Raw genomic sequence first — 21,956 nt, 5'->3', positions numbered from 1 at the left:
GATTATGTATTTATCTTTTTTCTGTACTTGTTCAACTAAACATTACACTATAACGGAGAGGACAGAAATAACCTGAAGAAGCGAAGCGTTCGCCTAAAAGCTTTCTGAAAGAAAGCTACATCGGAAGCATACACTTATCCCCGGATTTTCCCCTTTGGAAAAGGAAATCCAAAAAAAATCTGGGGATAACAGCGATCGGAAGGTTGTTCTGTCATCGGAGTACCTGTGTAATATTCATTAGTTGAACTTATATAGCATTCCTGATTCCAAGATTAAAATAAAATTAATCTGCCATATGCCCACTTCAGGCCTTCAAGAATCCCGCAATTCTGACGATGAATATACAATACATCACGATCATACGCACACATATATAGGAGTTGATCCAATTGAATATTGTTGAAGCACTTGTTGCAGCAAGCCCGTATTTTAAAATCATGCTCAAGGAAAATGATTTGATGATTGCCGTTACCGATATGGAGCAGTTCCGGTATTACGTACGGAGCGAAGATCTTGATCTGGGTATCAAGGCTGGAGATCCGATCTCGCTTGAAGATCCTACACTACGCCGGGCACTTATGCATGGTGAGACTTCAGCCAATCGTATTGAAGCGCATCACTACGGGACTCCCATTAACTCGGCGGCTACCCCGCTTCGCGATGAGGCAGGCCAGATCGTAGGCGCATTGGCCATTGGATTTTCACTCAAAAACGAGGAAAAACTGGAGCACTTCACCGAATTGATCGGGGAAATCAGCGGTAAGTTAACCGATATGGTTCAGACCGTAGCTGCTCAGTCCCAGCAACTGACCGCTTCATCTTCACAGATTTTGGACAACACACGGATGGCTGTGCAAAATTCCAGTGAAGTCACCAAAGTGGCTTCATTCATTCGTGAAATTTCGGAGCAGACGAACCTGCTAGGTCTGAATGCTGCCATTGAAGCGGCTCGAGCAGGAGAAGCAGGAGCTGGCTTTGGCGTCGTGGCTACCGAAGTACGCAAATTATCCACCGGAACCAAAGAAGCTACGGTGAACATTGAACGCTCCTTGAAGGAAGTACAGCATTCCATTCGTCAGATGGAACAGGAGATTACCTCCATCGCCCAATCCAGCAACCAGCAGGCCGAACTCGTCACCGAGTTCAGCGAGGTGATTGATCAACTGAACAACGCATCCAAGGATCTCAAGTCTTTCATTGAATCCATGCTATTGCAGGCAGAATAAGATAGAATACTCATTTGGCGCATTAACTATAAGGCCAGCATATAAACAATAGGGATGTCCCATAAGTCATGAATATGACAGGGACATCCCTTGTTCGTGTTATTTTGTTTGAATGAACCTGAGACACGCTATTCGCTTCCATTGGCCCAGATCTGAGATCTAACGAATCACAGAGACGTTATTTCGTCGATTTTTAGGTTTTGACAACGTGTTATGACGAAATAGCGTTACGGAGGTTCGTTAAATCTTGCAAACGTTGATGATCCGCCTTTTAAGGTACGGTAGGTTCGTTAGCGCTTGGAGCGAGGCAGAATTCCTTCTGAGACAGCCTCATTCTTTTCTATTTTTACGATACGATCAGCTTCCACAGCATCATGCCTGCCATTCCGACCATGACTACAGCAGACAATCGATTGAAGAAAATACTGATCCGGCCTGTACGATCTGTTCTACCTACTAGCCTGCCTGCACCTGCCAGTCCCAGAAACCATACCCATGATACCACTGCCGCCGTTATTGCAAAATAAAAGCGTGCCACCCCCTCGTATTGAAGTGAACTGGTGCCGATTACGGCTACCGTGTCCAGCAGGGCATGTGGGTTAAGTAAGGAAACGGAAGCAGCAAAGGCGATCTGTCTTCCCGCAGACAGCACTGCTGCTGAACTATTCGCAGGCCCGGAAGACTTCCAAATGCTCCATGCCATATAGAGCAAAAACACACTCCCTCCTGCATACAATACATTCGCCAGCACCGGCCATTGCAGTAAAATGAGGGACACCCCTCCGACGGCTGCTCCAATCAACAACGTATCACTGAGTCCTGCGGTTACTATCGCTGGCAGCGCCCGTGCATAACTTCGCTGACTCATGCCCTGATTAAAAATAAACACATTTTGTACACCGAGTGGCAAAATCAGGCCAAATGCCAGCACTGCCGCGTGAATAATTACCCCCATCGTTCATCCCCCTTAGATATGTCTCCATAGTAGTAGAGATAACATCAGGCGTAACCAACCACTTGGATGGCACTGGACCCAACCAAATGATATAGTGTTCAAAATAAGAGGAAACGTAAATCCCATCAATCATTCTATAAAGGAGGCAAAACTGCCCATGAATCGTTCTGATTCTCGACAGGGGGGCAGCTGGAAGCCGGACCCCTCCCATTCCCTACCTCTGTACCGACAGATTGAAGTCTATATCAGCGAGAAAATTACTGCCGGCGAATGGACAGCTGGATATCGGCTTCCTTCACAACGGACATTGGCTCAAACCATGGGTGTGAATCGCAGCACGCTGGTTACTGCGCTGGAAAACCTGGCCGCCTCAGGGATGATTGAAGGCAGACATGGCGGCGGAACATATGTCTGTGGCTCTGGCTGGCATGCGCTGGCTCACGGAGCCCTACCCAACTGGGAGGAAGCCATAGAAGAAGGCTGGTATTACCCCAATCTGCCAGAGGTACAGCAGATTAACCGGGCTGAGTTCCAGCCAGGCATCATCAGGCTTGGTACAGGTGAGCTTGCGCCTGAGCTGATGCCCCAGGAGGCTTTTAACGACATCCTCCATGCTCTATCCAGTCGTTCTCGTACACTAAACTACCTCGAACCTCAGGGTAGTCTGGAGCTCCGTCAGGCTTTGTCCGTTTACTTGCAAGCAAGAGGCATCCAAGCCTCCCCTGACTCCATTCTGATCGTATCCGGCTCTCTCCAGGCACTGCATCTTATTTCAGTTGGGCTTCTGCCCCGCGGATCGGCAGTCCTGCTGGAGAAACCGTCTTATCTGTATTCCATTCATGCCTTCCAATCCGCCGGATTGAAAATGAGTGGCATTCCGATGGATGCCCAAGGATTACACACTCCGCGTCTGGAAGATGCCGTACAGAACAATGCAAACAGGGACAGCATCTCGCTGCTCTATACGATTCCGAGCTTCCACAATCCTACCGGCTCCGTCATGAGTGACAGCCGCCGGGAAGAACTGCTCGCCACAGCGCGGAACACCGGCATCTCCATATTGGAGGATGCCGCCTACAGCGACCTGTGGCTGGACGAGCCCCCGCCGCCATCGCTGAAGGCGCGTGATAAAGAAGGAAGGGTGCTGCACATGGGCACCTTGTCCAAGGCGGTCAGCCCAGGTCTGCGCCTCGGCTGGCTGGTTGGGCCGGAGCCGGTCATCCGTCGCCTCGCAGACATCAAGATGCAGACGGATTATGGCACCAGCTCCCTCGCTCAGGAGGCTGCTGCACTCTGGTTTGCCGATGGATACCACAAGCAGCATATGGATCGCCTGCGGCCAGAACTGCGCAGACGCAGGGACTTTATGCTTGAGCTTCTGCAACGCAATTTCGGTGAACTCGCCGAGTGGAGCATACCTGCCGGAGGCTTTTATATCTGGCTCCGATTTACCGCCAGTCCTCTATCCATTCGCGAACTGTTCCATGCCTGTCTGGAGAATCATGTGCTGATTCATCCGGGTTATCTCTATGACCGCCTGGATGCAGAGCACATTCGTCTGTCCTATGCCTATGCTTCACCGGATGAGATGGAGCGTGGTCTTCACTTGCTGGCACAGGCAGTCAAGAAGCTAATGTCATCATGAAATAAAAAAACGCCTTGACCGGAAGGAATATCATCCCTCAGATCAAGGCGGCTCTTTCATGTTTTGTTATTAATAAGACAGATACGTCTCGTCTAGATCGCAGACAGATTTCCTTTATCCTTTTACCGCACCTTCTGCAATACCCTCCATGATGAACTTTTGGAAGAACGCATAGATGAGAACCACCGGAATCGCAGTCAGTACCAGAGAGGACAGGATCAACGGCCATTCCTTATTGTACTCGCCAAACAGCATGTTCGTGGACAGAATCAGCGTATAACGATTCACATCCGTCAGCATGAGCAGTGGCAGCAGGAAGTCATTCCAGATCCATAAGAAGTCCAAGATGGCGATGGTGACCGTAATTGGCAGCAACAATGGGAAGATGATCTGGAAGAACGTCTGGAACTCATTACATCCATCCATCTGTGCCGACTCTTCCAATTCACGCGGGATGGACTTAACAAACCCGTGATACAGGAAGATCGCCATGTTCACACCAAGTCCGATATAGATCAGAGCCAATCCGTATGTGCTTCCTTGGACGTGAAGTCCTTTGGCAACCCGTGTCAGTGGAATCATGATCGAGTGAAAAGGAACGAGCATGGATGCCACGAACAGGAAGAAGATCAGGTTGCTCAATCTGCCTGAAGTACGCGACAGCTTGTATCCGGCCAATGAAGCGCAGAATACAATACCGCCAATCCCCAGGAAGGATACAATCGCCGAGTTCAATGAGCTGCCCAGCAGGTTGATTTTGTTAAACGCATCCGAATAGTTTTCCCAATGAAAGGTTGTTGGGAGAGCTATAAAAGACTGGAACATTTCGCCTTGTGTTTTGAATGAGTTCACAATCGCCATGTAGATTGGCAGCATTGCGACGAGGGAGCCCAGCACCAGCAGCAGTCGAATCAGGTAGCTGTTAATTCGTTGCATCCTCATGCTTCCACCTCTTTCTTCTTCATCACCGTAATCTGAATGAGTGTGAAGATGAGCACGATGACGAATAACACAACCGACTTGGCACTGGCATATCCGTATCTAAAATTGTTGGAGAATGCCTCTTCATAAATATTCATCGTAATCACCTGAGTGGCTCTGCCTGGACCGCCACCTGTCAGACCGTACACAACTTCGAATACTTTGAAAGCACCGTTCAGTGTCAGGAAGAAACAGATCGTCACGGCATGAGTAATCATCGGCAATACGACATTACGAAGTACCTGGAACGCATTGGCTCCATCAATAACAGCCGCTTCCTTCAGACTCTTCGGCACACCCTGGAGTGCTGCCAGATAGATGATCATCATATACCCCACACCATTCCAGAGCGATACGATCAGGATGGAGTAGAATGAAAATTTCGGATCACCCAGCCACTGTTGGTCCAAAAAAGAGACCGCCAACTTCTCGGCCAGCTGCGGCAGCACCTGGGAGAAGATGAACGTCCACATAAAGGCGCTGATGATCGTACTGATCATGTTCGGCATGAAAAACAGGGTCCGGAATAACCCCTTGCTGCGCGTCCGTGTCTCAATGAACACGGCGAGCAGCAAGGCAATTCCATTTTGCAGAATCAGCATAAACACCACATATTTTAACGTGAACCACAGGGAATTCAGAAAGTCGGGATCTTCCTTGAACAGCTCCACGAAGTTTCCCAGACCGATAAAACTGTAATCCCGGTTCAGACCATTCCAGTCCGTCAAGCTGTAGAACAAACCGCTAAATGTGGGATACAGCAGGAAAATCGCATAGATGACAAAGGCAGGCGCAGTGAACGCTAGCAGCGACAGATACTTCTTGAATACATTCGTAGCCATTGGTTCTCCCCCTTTTCACTATAAGCAGACTCGCGGAAACGGGGGAACGAAGACCGTTCTGCCAGCCGTTTCATCTGCTTACTTGTTGACTTTGTTGTAGGATTTCCACGCCTTGTCGAGCGCATCGATCACCTGCTGCTGGTTCAGTTGTCCGGAGTAGTAACCTTGCAGCGCTTTGCCTGATTCATCTTTAACCGCTTGAGGAATGGATGGATCTTGATACGCTTTGCCTTCATTCACATATTTCAGGGCATCGTCTACCCAAGGGAAACTTTTGAAGTCATGAATTTTGGCAACCGGATTGAATTTCAGTGCTTCGTAGAATGCACTTGAATCCTTGTCATCGAGAATATAGTTTACGAAGTCGAGCGCCACTTCTTTGTTTTTGCTGGAGGAAGATACCGCCAGTGAAGTCGATGTGCTCAGGTTGATTTTGGTATCATCCGGGTTGTCATTGATCGGCAGTGGAGCTACGCCGAAGTTGATATCCGGATTGGACTTCAGGATGGTTTCCGCGAACCAAGGTCCTTGAATCCACATTGCTGCTTTGCCTGTTGCAAAGGCTGCTGAACCATCATCGCCGCCCACTTCAAGCGCTTTCTCCGTTCCATTGGCATTGACGAGATCGAAGATGTCGAACAAGGCTTTCATATCCGAGAAGGAACCTTGATCCTGATTCATCTTATCCAAGAAGTCTTTATGCTCTGACTGAGTCAGTGCACCTACGGTAAGTGGCAAGAACAGTTGCGGAATCCAGGCCTCTTTGTACGAAAGTTCAAACGGTGTGATGTTGGCTGCTTTCAGCTTTTCCACGACTGCTTTCATTTCCGTCAAAGTGGTTGGAACCTCTAGCCCCTGCTCTTTGAAAATATCCTTATTGTACAGGTATCCCCAAGATAACGTTTCCAAAGGAACGGCCACGACTTTGCCCGACGCATCTGTTACGGAAGGCTTAACGGAATCCAATAATTTATCGACAAAAGGCTGACCCGACAGGTCTTCCAGATAACCTGCTTTGCTGAACGGTGGGATTTCATTGACCGCATGAAGTGCGAACACGTCCGGTGCATCATTGGAGGCAAGTCGTGTTTTCAGAATCTGCGGCGCATTATCTGCTGGCGGCATCTCCAGTTGTACGTTGACCTCAATATTCTTTTCGGCTTTCTCCTTGGCTTTGAACTGTTCTATATATTTATCGTAATGTTCTTTCAGCCGCGGCTGTGCAATGAATACTTTGAGGGACACCGTACTGCCCGATGCAGTTCCCTCTTCCTTACCATCCGTACCCGCATTGGAACCGCAGCCTGCGAGCAGAACACTCACCAGTACCGCACTTGCTACGCTTTTCCATACTTTCATCTCTTATGACCTCCCGGTGTAACTGGTTTGTCTTTCATAGGATCATTATATATCACGAAATGAAAGCGCTTCATTGGACATTATTAGACTCGTTTATTGGATTATTTTAAACCTTAATCCAATAAGTAAACTGTCTGTGAACGAATTATTTGGGGCTGTTATCTGATTTACGAGGTTGTCCCTTTCGCATCTCTCCAGGCGAAATCCCGAAGTGTTTCTTGAATACCCGATAAAAGTACGATACATCCTCATACCCCGTCATCTCGGCAATATGTTTGAATGGAATCTGATCATCGAGCACCCACTCCCTGGCTCTTGCCATGCGTAACTGGACAATATAGTCGGTCACATTCACGCCGTATTCTTTTTTGAACACCTTGCTGAGATATTCTTTGCTGACAAAAAAGATCTGGGCAAGCTGCTCCAGTGTAATCATCTCCATGCAGTGCTGCTCAATGTATTGCTTCACCTCATCCAGGTTCAGCTTGTTCTTGAATTTGCGCTGCGCAATCAGCTGCTCCAACGAAGTATAATAAGGCGCTGATATCCAGTCCACTGCCGATGTGATGGACGCCAGAGCCGTTGGCGGCGGGAGTACAGCTGCTACAGGTTGCTCGCATAAGCCGTTGGAAACACACAGCTCGCCCAGCAGCGTCTGCAATTCGTATGCGACCCGTCCAAGCTGTTGCGGTCTTCGGATATCACTGGTATCAAGGCGGTGCTCCAGCTGCCCGAACAGCTCATGCAATCCCTGAACGTTCAAGTCGTTAAAACGTAAGCGCGCCTGCTGCTGAAACAGCGAGAACTCGCCAGAAAAAGCGGAAGGATAAGGTTCCCAGGATTCCGGCCCGGACTCGGTCTTTTCCAATTCACGTTTACACTTGGCCAGAACGTTATTCAATTCATCGGGATTCACCGGCTTGAGCAGATAATCAGCGGCACGGTGGCGAATGGCATGTTTCGCATAATTAAAATCATCATAACCGCTGACCACAATCACTTTGATATGCGGATATTGTGCACTCAGCGTCTGGAGCAGTTCCACGCCATCTTTACCCGGCATACGCATATCTGTAATGATAATATGGGGCTGATGCTGCTCAACCAGCCGGATCGCCTCTCCGCCATCCTCTGCCTCACCTGCTACCACCATGCCAAGCTCATCCCACGTGCCCAAATTGCGCAAAATATCTCTGTTCCATGGCTCGTCGTCCACTATTAGCACTCTATAATGATCCTTGTTCACGTGATCTCGCCTCCTGTATGGCAAGGAATTCGAACAGTGACACGGGTTCCCTGTCCTTCCCCACTCTCCATGTTCATACCGTATGCAGGCCCAAAGTGCATCACGATGCGTGATGCGGCATTGACCAGGCCAATGCTGGTGCCCGAGCTCCATACTCTGTCTCCTTGCCGGGACAGCTTGGACAGTCTCGATTGCATCTCGGCCAACCTCTCTTGATCCACACCCACCCCATTATCGGAAATGCGGATGGTTACCTCATGATCTAGTCGGACAACTTGAATGTTCAATTTCCACTCTCCCTGCTTTTTCTCCAGACCATGGACAAATGCATTCTCCACAATCGGCTGCAGGGACAACTTCGGAATGTAGCAGTCACTGAGCACGCCTTCAATCTCCAGTTTATATTCAAGTCTGCTGCCAAAACGCTGCATCTGGATGAGCATATAATGCTCCAGCTGGTCCAATTCGGACTGCAATGGCACGAGTCCATCCGGCGCTCTGACAATATATCGGAACATCTCACTTAATGCACGAATCACTTTATAACTGTCTGCCGGCTTCTGCGAGTACACCATACCTCCGATCATCTGCAGCGTATTTTGCAGAAAATGCGGGTGAATCTGAGACTGAAGCGCTTTGAGCTCGGCCGTCTGTTTCTCCAGATTCATGAGATAGTTATCCCGGATATGCTCCCGAATGCGGCTTGCCATACCATGCAGATTTTTCTCCAGCAGGCCAATCTCATCCACCCGACCACTGCGGACCACTTCCTTGTCCTTGATCAACTGGATTCCCTTCATGGAATTCGCCAGTCTGACAATCGGTTTGGATGTTCGCCAAGCCACAAATGCTGCCAACAACACCGAAACCACGGTAGCCAGCCCACCCACAACAAGACCATATTTCATCGTTTCCAGTGCACTCTCATTGATGACATGGGAAGGGACAATTTTGATCAGACGCATCCCTGACGGATCAATGGCATGATAGAATACATATTCCTTGGCTGTTCGAATGAAACCGGAACTGTCCTTCGTAACTGCAAGCTTTTCCAGTGCCTCTGCTGAAGGCTGTATCTCCTTGTTTGGCTGATAGACCGGACTTCCCGTACTATCCGCGATGTACACCGCATAATCCCCCCGGCTGTCCAGCAATTCCAGCGTCTGATTGAATTCGGCCCACTTGACTTCCAGACTGATTGCGCCAATCTGCGCCTGATCCTCGAAACGGTTCATGCTGCGGGTCATATGAAACTTCTCCGGATCATTCGGATCATTCATAATCGTAAAGTCCTTATGCTGCTCAAAAAGATCATGGTATGCCGCAGGAATGTCCGGCACCGATCGGATTCGGCTTTCCATCGAGTTGAAGGTGAACATTGTGTCCAGTTCCTTTAGGTATAATTCCACGCCAAATACATAGTTGCCAGCCGAATAATATACACTGTTCAGCATGTTGAACACGGCCTTCTGCTCATCGAATCGGCTGGCAGCTGGAGCATCCTGATTTAATGCCAAATACTGATGCAGCTCATCACTGATCTGAATGGAATAGATGAGATTGTTCATCCGCGCGAATTGTTCACCCAAATAGATAGAGGCCCAATTCATATTCGCACGGTTGGTCTCCATGATCTCTTCTTCCATGGAAGAGCGGGTATTTTCGGCCGCTACAACTGTCATGGCGATTACGGGCAGAATGGCCAGAAACGTCATGGTGAGGATTAATTTGTTGCGAATGCTGCGTTTGAACGGATCAGTAAGCTTCCGGTATAATTCGGTAAACACAAGGCATCCACTCCTGAGCTATGAGCTAAAATAAGATAAACGCCCCAGCATGAAGCCGAGGGCGCTTTGGTCTTTGTATTCTTTTTATAGTCATTGAACATGAACTTGTCAATTCATTTATGATTTCCCATTATTGCTCAATAATGCGCACACCCCAAGGTTCCAGGTCAATATTCTGCTCTCCGGACACCGCTGTTCCTGCCAGAAGTTCCGTTCCGTCTCCGTAGGCATTTACGAACGAAGTCGCATGATCGGAGTAGTTAAAGAAATATCGAATCGTATTCCCTTGCTCATTCACGCCGCTCTTCACGATGATTGGAAAAGCCAATTCCTGATCAGTTCCCCATAGTCCAGCTTCCTTCATGACTCGCTCCAGCACGCTGCGTATCACCGCGGAGCTGGTATAACATCCAACGTACGTTGCTTTGCCCTTGCCATAGGTATTCTGGGTAATTGCCGCATATTCTCCCCAGTGAGGATGATCATACCAGGCCAGCACTTCTGCAGTTGTTGGTGTGATGAGCTCCATCCAGGTGTGAATCTGATTCTGTTCCTCTCCAACCTCGAACGGATCATCTCGAAGCGAAACATTTTTCGGCTCTACAAAAAGGTTGTAACTGATGCCACAAGCCTCACTGATCAGTCCAGGCTGGCGGGTAGAGCGGACCTTAATATGCTCATTGGCGAATCCGCTCTTGAAGGAGTAAACGACATGCCCACCATCCTGTACGAATTGGTTCAGCCTCTCAAGCAAGACATCGGAAGCTGCGTACAAAGCAGGCACAACGATCACATCATAGCCTTCATAACTCTCCACGGACGGATCAATCAGATCACAGCCAATATTCATTTTGTATAATTCGTCATACATCCAGCGGATAACGTCGTTGTATTTTTTGTCACTCGTAAAATTAAACCCGAACCACTTGATCGACGTCAACGCCTCATTGCTGAACAGCACGGCTACCCGATTCGTTTTCTTCAAATTCACCAGTTGTGGGCTAAGTCTGGCAAAATCCCGGCCGATCGTTTTGGCCTCATTGTAGACCGGATTTGGTTCAAAATCATGGCTCAGCAATCCTTTCCAATACGTCTCGAATGAATTATGCAAGGAATGCCAGTGCCAATAGGCGACCATGTTTGCTCCCGATGCCAGGTGGCTAAACGCCTGAAGGCGAAGCTGTCCCGGGTAGGGAACCCAATGCCAGAAAGCCTGCGCTTCCGTCTCCAGTACGAGATAGTTCGATTGTTTGGTGGAACGTGCCACGTCACCGCCGAATGAAATCTCAATGCCGGTCAGATCATCCTGCGACGGATGGTAGATGTCCACACTGGTGATGTCAAAAGGTTTGGATGCGGCAAAATGGTCCACATCTCCCTGAATGCCGTACGAGTATCCACGCCAGTCGAAGTCAAAGTTCTGGGTGACGAACTGACCCTCCTGTTTGTACTCATTTACAATTCCGACCTGCCACGCTAGAAAGTTGGTTACCAGTTGGCGCTGGAACTTGGCAAATTCAGCTCCCAGACTGCCGTTGATTGTACCGACAACAGACGGGAAGTCCTCCCAGCTATTGATACGGTTACTCCAATAGTCGAGACCAAATTCCTTGTTCAGATCATCCAATGAGCTGAACTTGTTACGCATATATTTGACGAATTGCAATTGTACGTTATCACCGGCAGTGTTGTAATGCTTCGTTTCGTTATCCGTCTGATAGCCAATCACGGCAGGGTGTTTGCTAACACGGGAGATCAGCTTGCGAATAATGCGTTCCGCATAGAACAGATACGTTGGATGTGTGATATCCATGATCTGCCGCGCTCCATATTTCCCCGGTCCCTGTACCGTTGTGGCCAGAACATCCGGATGCTCCTTCACCATCCACGTTGGAACAGCATACGTAGGCGTACCCACAATAACCTGAATGCCCGCCGCATGCATGGCATCCAGTACACGATCTACTGAGGAGAAGTCGAATACGCCATTCTGTGGTTCATGCGTACTCCAGGTGGATTCCGCAATCCGCACCACATTGATGCCTGCATCTTTCATCATCTGGATATCCTTATCCAATCGCTCATAAGGCATATATTCATCATAGTAGGCTACTCCGTACAATAACTTGTCCATGTTAAAATCTCCTTTTCATCGGGAAGTATGTTTTGCTTGGCATTTATACAAAATGAAATGATTCAATTGAAAAATGATAACGTTTACATTAATATCTATTGAAGTACATTAGATGCTTAGCAATCTGGTCGAACGCCCTCCGTTCTGCCATTTTTCAATGTTGGCGTTAAACTGATTATAATGAAGTATACTATGGGTGCCGATTGTACAAGGCGAGTTGTTTTTACCCTTTTCCGAGGTGAATGTCATGGATATCCGATCGCAGCTTCGAGAAATGCCACATCATACACTGGCTCACTGGCTGCCTATTATCGACTGTAACATTAAATTCTATGGAGCGCACAGCCAACAAGTTCCATACGGTTGGGCGATGCCGGAGGAATCCCATCCGGGCTTTGAAATTATGCTAATTATAAAGGGGACCCAGGAAAGCGTGATTCACGGGTATACCTATACGGTTGAGGAAGGTTCCATTTTGCTGATTCCACCGGGATTCAAACATACGAACCAATGTGTATCATCAGAGGGCATGACGTATTTCAGTGCTCATTTCAATGTGGATGATCCCGTATTTACCCTGAAGCTGATGTCACATCACAGCCGAATCTATGAGGCAGGCACCACAGATAATATGCAAATGCGCCCTGTCCTGGAAAACTGGATGAACATGATCAGAACATCGGAGGCATACACTTCCACAGACAAATTTATCATGCAGGCAAGCATGTTTGAATTGTTTGCCCTGTTGTCCCGGGCGGCCGACCGTGAACCACTGACCACCCGCTCTGATGCTTCGCCCAGTGCTCCAGCTCCCGCAGCCATGCATTATGCAGGGGCCATCGCAGAAGCCATCAAGCAGGCGTTCCATACACAGCTTCGAGTCAAGGAGGGAAATGTATCCACCGTCAAAGTGGAGCAGATCATATCCTCGTTTGGCATCAGTCCGGGATATGGGCTGCAGATCTTTCGCAAGGTGTACGGACAATCTCCACGGGCCTATCTGTCCAGCCTGAAGCTGCAGGAAGCCAAAGTGCTGATCGAACAGCCGAAGCTCTCTTTGGGCGAAATTGCGTGGAAGCTGGGTTATACTCATCTGTCGCACTTCAGTCGGCAATTTAAACGATGGACAGGCCAGAGTCCGCTTCAATATCGCAACGCCGTTCAGGATCTATCCAACGGATCGGGTCCAATGGACCAGAGTTGGGAGTCGGAATCAGAATGAGGAAGAAATGGGAAGATGGGCTATATGTTAAAAGAGGCCATGAATGAATGAATGTTATGGGTTAAGGGCCGTAACATCGGTTACGAATATGCTCGTACTCTTCCGGGGTATTCATATTACTAAGCTGAATGGCCACCTCATGGACGCCAGCGCTTTCCAGCTCATCGACGTCGACATATTGGCAGCGGATCTCTTCAAGCCATTGGGTTACTTTCAGTCTGTCATGGCGTAAACACTGTTCAAGTTCGGGGAGAACACATCTATGATATGCACCTGCAAGCGGATGAACACGTCCTGCCAATCGTGGAACGATTGCCTGATGCTCTTGACCTGATTCGGTGAGCCACTTCATGCCTTTGAAAAAGGATGGCTCTAGCAGCGGCATATCACAGGCGCAGATGAGGTTCCAGTCTGTCTCCGAGGCTTCCAGCGCGGCATGCAGCCCTGCGAGCGGCCCTTTCCCCGGGTAGTGATCCTGAACGCAGTTGTAGGGCAATGCGCTGTATGCAGCTGTGTTGGTTCCTGCGGAAATGATAATACTATTCACAGCTGGTGCCATCGCTTGAATGATCTGCTCCAGCACGCTGGAACCATTCCATTGCAACAATGCCTTATTGGAACCCATACGACGGGATAAGCCTCCTGCCAGTGTAATACCTGTCCATTCCATCGTGCTCATGGTCATCCTCCTCGTTCAATAAACTTATTCTATACATTGAATACCCTTTCAACAAATGATACATTGAAGAATATGATTCTGAAAGGAATGGCTCTAATTGGACAGATCTGCACCCGGAAGAGGCAATCCCTCTTTGGTTTCGCTGAAACTATATAATTTTTTCATTTATGGAGCCATTTCAATCTTCGCCGGTTTTCTTCAGTTGTATTTGCAGGAAATCGGAATGACCAAATTGGAGATTGGCAGTCTGATGGCGATTGGTCCGTTTGTCTCCTTGTTTGCTAATCCGTTCTGGGGCTTCTGGAGCGATAAATCACGCAATATTCGCATTATTCTGATGATGATGATGGGTGGCACCTTTGTGCTTGCTCAGGCCGTATTTTATGCACCTACGTATGCCTGGATCTATGCAGCCATGATCTTTTTTTATTTCTTTCAAAGTCCGTTATTCGCCCAAACCAACAGCCTGATTCTCGGTTATATCGATGGCACGACTCAGAAATTCGGTACGTTTCGGCTATGGGGATCACTCGGCTGGGCTCTAACCGCGGTGGCTGCCGGACCGCTGATTGACCGCTTGGGAGCGGGCAGTGTATCGATTGTCTTTGCCTTTATGATTGTCATTGCCTTTATCTTTGCCTTGTTTCTACCCAGACAGCCAATCGCTTCAGATACACCTGTAGTGAGCTTTCGACGTTTCGGCAGGGTGATGTTCAATCCTTACTTTATGATCTTTATCGGGCTTGGGGTGCTCGTTTCCGTACCCAACGCCATGAACAGTACATTTATGTCATTATACATCGTGGAAATGGGTGGCGATAAACAGATGGTTGGCTGGGCCATCTTCACATCATCCATCCTTGAAGTGGGTGTATTCTTGCTCCTGGACCGTTTTCTCAAACGCAAAATGAGCATGCTTCTCTCATCACTTGTCCTGATCAGTCTGTTGTTCGCCATCCGCTGGGAGCTCATGGCCTTAGCGAACAACCCGTTAGAGATTGTGTTCATTCAGCTCATGCACTCCATTACGTTCGGCGGGTATTTCTATGTAGGTACCCAACTGACGATGCTGTTCATTCCAAGGCCGTATCGCTCCTCTGGTCAGGCGGTGTATACGATGGCCTGGGGCGGCATATCCGGTGTCATTGCCGGCCTGTTCGGCGGCTGGCTGTTCCAGAGCTTCGGTGCTGAGGTGATGTATAACATCGGAGTGTTCTTCTCCCTGATTGGTGCCGTTGGTTTTGCAATCATGTGGTTCTCGAACCGCCGCAACGGATATCAGCCAACTGTGTTGACGGAAATGGGTGAAAGGTAATCTTTTGTTGGCAAAGGTTGAACCTTTCAAGATTTACACTGGAGCACTACGAGGACAGAACAATCTTTCGATCGCTGTTATCCCCGGATTTTTTTGGATTCCCTTTTTCAAAGGGTAAAATCCAGGGATAAAGGCGAACGCTACGCTTCTCCAGCTTTATTCTGTCCTCTCCGTTATGGTGTAAATAAAGTTCAAACAATCAAACAAAAGATTAAGAATAGTAGTAATAAAAAGAAAGGCGTCTCCATGCGTTTGTCGCCCCTAACGAACCTTAGACGCCTTATTTACAGCAATTTCACGAAATTCTAAAGCTAAGGAATCTCATCCACCTTATTTCGCATAAGAGACGCTAAAAATCCAATAAAGACAGGCCAAACGAGGAAATAAGGTGTCTACGATTCGTTACGTTGCTGGAACGCCCGAATACACATGAATAGCGTGTTCTCGGTTCGTTAGATTCTTACCTCATACGCACAGATACGCTTGTTCTCATGTTCATGCCGTATTGTAGGCTCAGTCTAAAACTGAACCTGACTGTACCTGAAAAACAAAAGGGCATCCTTCGCCATGAATCATGACGAAGGATGCCCTTCATTTAACTAATAACTTGGCTGCTTACCAGCACACTGATGAACAACCTTAATTTCATCCATCGACCTTATGCCTTCGGCAGTTGGAACGAGCTTTTCAGGGATACGACCCGGTTAAATACCGGACGGCCTGGCTCGGAATGTTTGGGATCAACGCTGAAGTAACCGTGACGGAAGAACTGGAATTTATCCTGTGCTTTCGCTTCCTTCATCTCTTGCTCCACAAACCCTTGAACCACTTCAAGAGAGTTTGGATTCAATTGATCCAGGAACGTTTTCTCCGGTTGCTCTTCCACAACCTCCACCTCAGCGCCTGCCACGGCCACTTCTGGCTCGGTATCGGCTTCCGGTGCTTCTGCGGAGATCAGAGGTTCATACAGACGGAATTCAGCCGGTACCGCTTGAGTCGCTTCTACCCAGTGGATGGTCCCTTTAACTTTACGGCCAGTGAAGCCACTGCCACTCTTCGTTTCCACGTCATAGGTACAATGGATTTCAGTCACATTGCCTTCTGCATCCTTAATTACATCGTTACACTTGATGAAATACGCATGTTTCAGACGAACTTCGTTGCCCGGGAACAAACGGAAATATTTGTTCGGCGGATTTTCCATGAAATCGTCTTGTTCAATATAAATCTCACGAGAGAACGGAATTTGGCGATTGCCCATCTCCGGGTTCTCCACATTGTTCTCCGCTTCGAGCCATTCGACTTGCCCTTCAGGGTAGTTGGTAATGACCACTTTGAGAGGATGCAGGACAGCCATCGTACGCGGAGCTTTCAGCTTTAGATCTTCACGGACAAAGTGCTCCAGCGTTTGCAGATCGATAACCCCTTGGCTTTTGGAAATGCCTGTTTCGAATACGAAATCACGAATGGCTTCCGGTGTATATCCCCGGCGGCGCAGACCTGAAATTGTTGGCATGCGCGGATCATCCCATCCATCCACATGGCCTTCATCCACGAGCAGTTTCAGCTTCCGTTTACTTGTCACCATTTGCGACAGGTTCAGGCGCCCAAACTCATATTGATGTGGTTGGTTCTCCATCTCACATTCGGCAATAACCCAATCATAGAATGGTCGTTGGTCCTCAAACTCCAGGGAGCAGAGGGAGTGGGTTACTCCTTCAATGGCATCTTCAAGTGGATGTGCAAATGCGTACATCGGATAGATGCACCATTTGTCGCCCGTATTATGATGATGTGCATGAGCAATACGGTAAATGACCGGATCACGCAGATTGATGTTCGGTGAAGCCATATCAATCTTGGCTCGCAGCACTTTCTCACCGTTCTGGAACTCGCCTGCACGCATCCGTGTGAACAGGTCAAGGTTCTCTTCTACCGGACGGTCACGGTATGGGCTGTTCTTGCCCGGCTCGGTGAGCGTTCCACGCATAGCACGGATTTCGTCGGCGCTTTGATCGTCGATGTAAGCTTTGCCTTTTTGGATCAGCAAGACCGCGCGTCTGTACATTTCATCAAAATAATCGGAAGCAAAACGTTTCTCGCTCCACTCATAGCCGAGCCATTTCACGTCTTCCTGAATCGATTGGACATACTCTACATCTTCCTTGACCGGATTCGTGTCATCGAAGCGCAGATTTGTTTTGCCGCCAAATTCGCCGCCTAGCGCAAAGTTAATCCAGATCGCTTTGGCATGGCCGATATGCAGATAACCGTTCGGTTCCGGAGGAAAACGGGTAATGACTTCCTGGACTTTCCCTGACCGGAGATCTTCGGTAATAATATTTTTGATAAAGTTAGGTGGGGTTGTACGATTGTCCACAGGTATCAAACCTTTCATGAATTGATTGGAGCTTTCAGGAATTGCAGCAATTCCGGCTAAAATTCCTTTATAACGAAGTCATTTCCTGAAAAAATCTATTTTCTTGGAAAGTTTCGTACGCGTTTCATTTAAATATACCTTTAACGAGGGAGGAGTTCAATAAATAACGCCCCAAAATCAGGATCAGTTACACACAAGATAGGCCCAAAACCATTTTGACGGGTTCGCGCGAATCATGTAGCATGATAGAAAAACAGAATTTAAGGGAGGGTTTCCCATTGAACGCGCTAAAACTGTCCAAAGAACAACAGGATGAAGCCATACGTACCATCCAGTCGTATTTCGAAGAGGAACGCGGCGAAGAACTGGGCGATCTGGCAGCTTGGGGTGTGCTGGATCTTTTCATGACCCAGTTGGCTCCCTTCATATATAATCAGGCACTGGGTGACGCCCGTACTACGGTGAATCAACGCATGGCCTCGATGGAAGAAGACCTGTTTGCATTGGAGCGCAAGCTACCGAAGACTTCCCGATAATACATTATTTCAAAGAAAGAAGGTTGCACTCATGTTTACCTATTCATTGGATGAATATACCGAACTCCGCCCACTTGCCATGGAGCACACCAAACCGTTGTTCGAACTCACGGACCGCTCGCGGGATCAGTTGAGACATTGGTTACCGTGGGTGGACAACGTGACCGAGATTGAGCACACTTCGAATTTTATCAGCAATGCACTGAAACAGGGCGCGGACAACGGCGGTTTCACCGCAGGTGTCTGGCTGAAAGGTGAACTTGCAGGCATCATCGGCTTCCACGAAATCAACTGGACCAACCGCTCGGTAAGCATCGGATACTGGCTTGGCAAAGGTTTTGAAGGTCAAGGCCTGATGACCAGCGCATGCCGTGTTCTGGTGGACTACGCTCTCGTCACTCTGGATCTGAACCGTGTCGAGATTCGTTCAGCAACCAACAACAAGCGAAGCCGGGCCATCCCTGAACGGCTTGGATTCGTCCTTGAAGGCGTCATTCGTCAGGCTGAGAAGCTGCCTAAGGGCTATGTTAACCATGCGGTGTATGGCATGCTGCAGCATGAATGGGAACTTTTGCGCTAATTAGACTTACATAATTTAAATGGTTGGAGGACCATTTCTTATTGCGAATATGGTCCTCACACAATGGCATAGGCATACATTAAATCTTAAAGCCCCTCCTCCTCCACAACATGTGGAGATTAAAGAGGGGCTTATCTTATTTGGCATTTATGCATCCATATAACTTGTAATCTCTCGATCCAACTTCTTCTTAGAGCGCACGTACCATGCCACCGTCCACCACAAGAGATGTACCTGTAATGTACGTATTCGCTCCTGATAAGAGGAACACAACCGCTTTGGCGAACTCCTCGGGTTGACCATAACGTCCCAGTGGAATTTCCTTACGGAATTGCTCGGCAACCTCTTCCTCACTTATTCCGTTCTGCTCTGCACGCGCTGCGTCCAGTTCATGTATCCGATCCGTCCCGATTCTACCCGGTGCAACCGTATTGATCAGAATGCCATATGGCGCAAGTTCCTGTGACAAGGTTTTGGCCAATCCGAACACACCCGTACGGAACGTATTGGACAGAATCAGACCTGGAATCGGCTGCTTCACAGAGGTGGAGGCAATGTTCACGATATGTCCGCCGTTCTCCTTCATGTAAGGAAGTGCACCGCGAATCAGTCTGACATAGCTGAGTACATTTAACTCAAATGCACGTTCCCAATCTTCATCCGTCAATGACTCGAATGTTCCTGAAGGCGGACCGCCTGAATTGTTCACCAAAATATCAATCTGCCCAAACTGTTCGCCTGTCTTGCGAATCAGGGCATCAATATCCTCCTTGCTTGTCACATCGGTGGCACAATATTCGATACGTCCGCCACCACCGAGCGCCAGCAGCTCCTGCTTCACCGCTGCAAGCTTCTCTTCGCTCCGGCTGGCGAGCATGACATCAGCGCCTTCTCCCGCCAATTGAGCGGCTACCTCTTTGCCCAGTCCTCGACTGGATGCAAGCACCAGCGCCTTTTTACCTCGAAGTCCCATGTCCATTGTTGTTCCTCCTTCGACTCTGTTCTATCCGTTGGCCTGGATGAAATAACTCATAAGAATATCGTCCACATACTTGCCTGCAATATAAAATTCCGACACCAGTCTGCCTTCCGTCACAAATCCGCACTGTTTATAAAAAGCAATCGCCCCCGGATTGCTGGATAACACCCGCAACCTAAGCTTGGTGATCCCTTGTTCAGAGGCATGCTGCTTCATGGCATCCATCAGAGCTGTGGCAATACCACAGCGACGATCATGGGGATGAACGGCGATATTAATCTCGTATACATGGCGGTTAACGGGCATTCCTGTTGGCAGATAAAAGCCCACATAACCACATACCCGCTCTCCCTGAAGGGCAATCAGCTGACTTCCTGGCGGACAATGCTGCAAATATTGTTGTCTGGATCGCCACTGAAACGGGGCCGGAGAGGTATGCTTATCCCATACCAGTGCATCCAGTTCCATTAGTTGGGCAGCATCCTTGATCTCGGATGGCCGAATGGTATACGTATGGCTGATAAGCATAAAAATTCAACCTTTCGTGCAATAGTCGATAACACTGCGCAAAGCAGCGTTAGAAAAATGGCTTGTTCCTTACTCATTTCGACATTTTGCAGCTGAATACGTGCAAAATGCTCCTTTGCCTTATATTGTAGCATAGCCTCAGGTTTGACTAAAATTTCACTGTGTAGAATGAAATTCATGCTTAACCTTCACGTAACGTCATCGTTTATACTGATTCGATAAGGAGGTGTATGTAATGAACATCAAGGAAGCCGCGGACAGACTCGGCATATCGGCGAGAGCCATTCGCTTCTATGAGGAAAAAGGACTGATCTCCCCCGTCAAACAGACAAATAACGGATACCGTACATATACCGAGAATGATATCTGGCGGCTGCAAACCATTACAGCCCTGCGTGAGATTGGAATGTCACTTCAGGATATTACCCAAGCACTTGGAGAGATTGACCAGGGCAATCAGCAGCGGCTGGAAGAATATCTGGAGCTGCAGCAGGCAGTCATGTATGCCCAGTGGGTCGAGCTCAAACGCATGCTGGATACAACACAGCGCATGATTGATCTCAACCGCCAGGAGGGGCCACTGGATGTCAGCCATCTGCATGATCTTGCAGACAGTGCACGCCGCCTCAGGGAAGCCCGTCAGAACTGGCATGATCGCTGGAACTACGATACGCAGGCGGCCATCCACGATCAGCGGGTGCAGGCGGCGAATGGCCGTATGACCGGTCAAACTGCTTCTAAGGGCAGCATTGATTCGGGGCCTGGAGCCATGCAAGCAACGGTTGAGTCAGATCGAGAAGGAGGACCAGATCATTATGGCGATGAAGTTCGCAGTCAGAAGAAAAATAGCCTGACAGCACACAGATCAAACAGCGATGCAACGTATCCAGAAGATGCAGGATCAGGATTGAAAGAATGCGGAGTAGGAGTAGATACAGCACCTTTCAATATATATAACAACTATGACGAGGCGCTGGAGCAGACGGCAAGCTGGATATCTCCTGTGCCCGGCGAAAAAGGAATCGATATCGGTACAGGCACGGGGAATTTGGCAGGCAAACTGTTAGAGCGCGGCGCAGCAATGACCGCCATCGATCAATCCCGGGAGATGCTGCGTACATGCCGCACCAAATATCCAGAGATGCACGTGAAGCTTGGCAACTTTCTGGCGCTGCCTTTCGCCGACCATTCCTTCGATTTTGTTGTATCCAGCTTCGCCTTCCACCACCTGAGCCCAGACCAGCAGCTACTGGCTTTACAGGAAATGCAGCGGGTGTTAACTGCACGTGGACGGATCTGCCTGACAGATCTGATGTTTGCTGATGCAGCTCACCGACAGGCGTATATCCAACAGGCTGAGGCAGCAGGTCATGAGGACCAGCTGCAAACGATAAGGGAACGCCATTTCCCACTGCTGGACGGGCTGTGCGGCTCGCTGGAGGGCGCAGGCTATGTGACGAAGCATATACGCCATAATGCGCTTCTGCACACGGTACTGGCCGTTCCTTTGCGTTAGAATGATCATCCCACCGTAACAAGTTCCTCTGACCCGCCAATGAATC

Annotated in this window: 18 protein-coding genes; 7 read left to right on the top strand and 11 right to left on the bottom strand. The window is 48.7% G+C overall.

Annotated elements, in window-relative coordinates:
• Positions 1-389: 389 nt before the first annotated feature.
• Positions 390-1,226 (top strand): methyl-accepting chemotaxis protein, encoded by an 837-nt coding sequence (locus BMY78_RS33655; RefSeq protein WP_090903467.1) that lies wholly within the window; start codon positions 390-392, stop codon positions 1,224-1,226.
• Positions 1,227-1,572: 346 nt separating this feature from the next.
• Here BMY78_RS33655 and BMY78_RS21725 read toward each other — a convergent pair whose 3' ends face one another.
• Positions 1,573-2,181 carry a LysE/ArgO family amino acid transporter gene (locus tag BMY78_RS21725; RefSeq protein ID WP_090903466.1) on the bottom strand — a complete coding sequence of 203 codons (609 nt, stop codon included), beginning with the start codon at positions 2,179-2,181 and terminating at the stop codon, positions 1,573-1,575.
• Positions 2,182-2,338: 157 nt separating this feature from the next.
• On the opposite strand from BMY78_RS21725, the gene BMY78_RS21720 reads away from it, so the two are divergent.
• Positions 2,339-3,826, top strand: a complete 1,488-nt coding sequence (locus tag BMY78_RS21720) for an aminotransferase-like domain-containing protein (protein WP_090903465.1) — start codon at positions 2,339-2,341, stop codon at positions 3,824-3,826.
• Between the two features lie 114 nt (positions 3,827-3,940).
• Here BMY78_RS21720 and BMY78_RS21715 read toward each other — a convergent pair whose 3' ends face one another.
• From BMY78_RS21715 to BMY78_RS21690, 6 genes are all read right to left on the bottom strand, one after another.
• On the bottom strand, positions 3,941-4,768 hold the full coding sequence (locus BMY78_RS21715) for a carbohydrate ABC transporter permease (RefSeq protein ID WP_024632759.1): 828 nt from the start codon (positions 4,766-4,768) through the stop codon (positions 3,941-3,943).
• Complete coding sequence (locus BMY78_RS21710) at positions 4,765-5,649, bottom strand: carbohydrate ABC transporter permease (RefSeq protein WP_064641854.1); 885 nt, start codon at positions 5,647-5,649, stop codon at positions 4,765-4,767. The genes BMY78_RS21715 and BMY78_RS21710 overlap by 4 nt, the downstream gene beginning before the upstream one ends.
• 78 nt (positions 5,650-5,727) lie before the next feature.
• A complete protein-coding gene (locus BMY78_RS21705; RefSeq protein ID WP_090903464.1) occupies positions 5,728-7,008 on the bottom strand; it encodes an ABC transporter substrate-binding protein in 1,281 nt (426 codons plus the stop codon).
• 145 nt (positions 7,009-7,153) lie between these two features.
• Complete coding sequence (locus tag BMY78_RS21700) at positions 7,154-8,254, bottom strand: response regulator (RefSeq protein ID WP_090903463.1); 1,101 nt, start codon at positions 8,252-8,254, stop codon at positions 7,154-7,156.
• Positions 8,251-10,041: a sensor histidine kinase gene (locus BMY78_RS21695; RefSeq protein ID WP_090903462.1), complete on the bottom strand. Its 1,791-nt coding sequence runs from the start codon at positions 10,039-10,041 to the stop codon at positions 8,251-8,253. Before BMY78_RS21695 ends, BMY78_RS21700 begins: the two co-directional genes overlap by 4 nt.
• A 130-nt stretch (positions 10,042-10,171) precedes the next feature.
• Positions 10,172-12,175, bottom strand: coding sequence for a beta-galactosidase (locus BMY78_RS21690; RefSeq protein WP_090903461.1), 2,004 nt, complete (start codon positions 12,173-12,175; stop codon positions 10,172-10,174).
• A gap of 247 nt (positions 12,176-12,422) precedes the next feature.
• Here BMY78_RS21690 and BMY78_RS21685 point away from each other — a divergent pair, with 247 nt between their 5' ends.
• Positions 12,423-13,397, top strand: a complete 975-nt coding sequence (locus BMY78_RS21685) for a helix-turn-helix domain-containing protein (protein ID WP_090903460.1) — start codon at positions 12,423-12,425, stop codon at positions 13,395-13,397.
• Between the two features lie 61 nt (positions 13,398-13,458).
• Here BMY78_RS21685 and BMY78_RS21680 read toward each other — a convergent pair whose 3' ends face one another.
• A complete protein-coding gene (locus BMY78_RS21680) occupies positions 13,459-14,076 on the bottom strand; it encodes a molybdenum cofactor guanylyltransferase (RefSeq protein ID WP_177185834.1) in 618 nt (205 codons plus the stop codon).
• Between the two features lie 133 nt (positions 14,077-14,209).
• Here BMY78_RS21680 and BMY78_RS21675 point away from each other — a divergent pair, with 133 nt between their 5' ends.
• On the top strand, positions 14,210-15,391 hold the full coding sequence (locus tag BMY78_RS21675) for an MFS transporter (protein ID WP_090903458.1): 1,182 nt from the start codon (positions 14,210-14,212) through the stop codon (positions 15,389-15,391).
• Positions 15,392-16,049: 658 nt separating this feature from the next.
• Here BMY78_RS21675 and BMY78_RS21670 read toward each other — a convergent pair.
• Positions 16,050-17,789, bottom strand: coding sequence for a glutamine--tRNA ligase/YqeY domain fusion protein (locus tag BMY78_RS21670; RefSeq protein WP_090903457.1), 1,740 nt, complete (start codon positions 17,787-17,789; stop codon positions 16,050-16,052).
• Positions 17,790-18,049: 260 nt separating this feature from the next.
• Between BMY78_RS21670 and BMY78_RS21665 the strand changes: the two genes are divergently transcribed.
• Both BMY78_RS21665 and BMY78_RS21660 read left to right on the top strand, forming a co-directional pair.
• Positions 18,050-18,307 (top strand): DUF2164 domain-containing protein, encoded by a 258-nt coding sequence (locus tag BMY78_RS21665; RefSeq protein WP_024632769.1) that lies wholly within the window; start codon positions 18,050-18,052, stop codon positions 18,305-18,307.
• 31 nt (positions 18,308-18,338) lie between these two features.
• Positions 18,339-18,887 carry a GNAT family N-acetyltransferase gene (locus tag BMY78_RS21660; RefSeq protein WP_090903456.1) on the top strand — a complete coding sequence of 183 codons (549 nt, stop codon included), beginning with the start codon at positions 18,339-18,341 and terminating at the stop codon, positions 18,885-18,887.
• 190 nt (positions 18,888-19,077) lie between these two features.
• On the opposite strand, the gene BMY78_RS21655 is transcribed toward BMY78_RS21660, so the two are convergent.
• Positions 19,078-19,866 (bottom strand): SDR family oxidoreductase, encoded by a 789-nt coding sequence (locus tag BMY78_RS21655; RefSeq protein ID WP_090903455.1) that lies wholly within the window; start codon positions 19,864-19,866, stop codon positions 19,078-19,080.
• A 24-nt stretch (positions 19,867-19,890) separates the two neighbouring features.
• Positions 19,891-20,394: a GNAT family N-acetyltransferase gene (locus BMY78_RS21650; RefSeq protein ID WP_090903454.1), complete on the bottom strand. Its 504-nt coding sequence runs from the start codon at positions 20,392-20,394 to the stop codon at positions 19,891-19,893.
• A 235-nt stretch (positions 20,395-20,629) separates the two neighbouring features.
• Here BMY78_RS21650 and BMY78_RS21645 point away from each other — a divergent pair, with 235 nt between their 5' ends.
• The gene (locus BMY78_RS21645) at positions 20,630-21,910 is read left to right on the top strand and encodes a methyltransferase domain-containing protein (RefSeq protein ID WP_090903453.1); all 1,281 of its coding nucleotides are present in this window, start codon (positions 20,630-20,632) and stop codon (positions 21,908-21,910) included.
• The last annotated feature ends 46 nt before the right edge of the window (positions 21,911-21,956 follow it).

It is taken from the genome of Paenibacillus sp. OK076, from assembly GCF_900110055.1.
Classification (GTDB): domain Bacteria; phylum Bacillota; class Bacilli; order Paenibacillales; family Paenibacillaceae; genus Paenibacillus.
The sequence above is the reverse complement of the archived record's forward strand: the minus strand, read 5'-3'. Positions and strand labels throughout refer to the sequence as shown.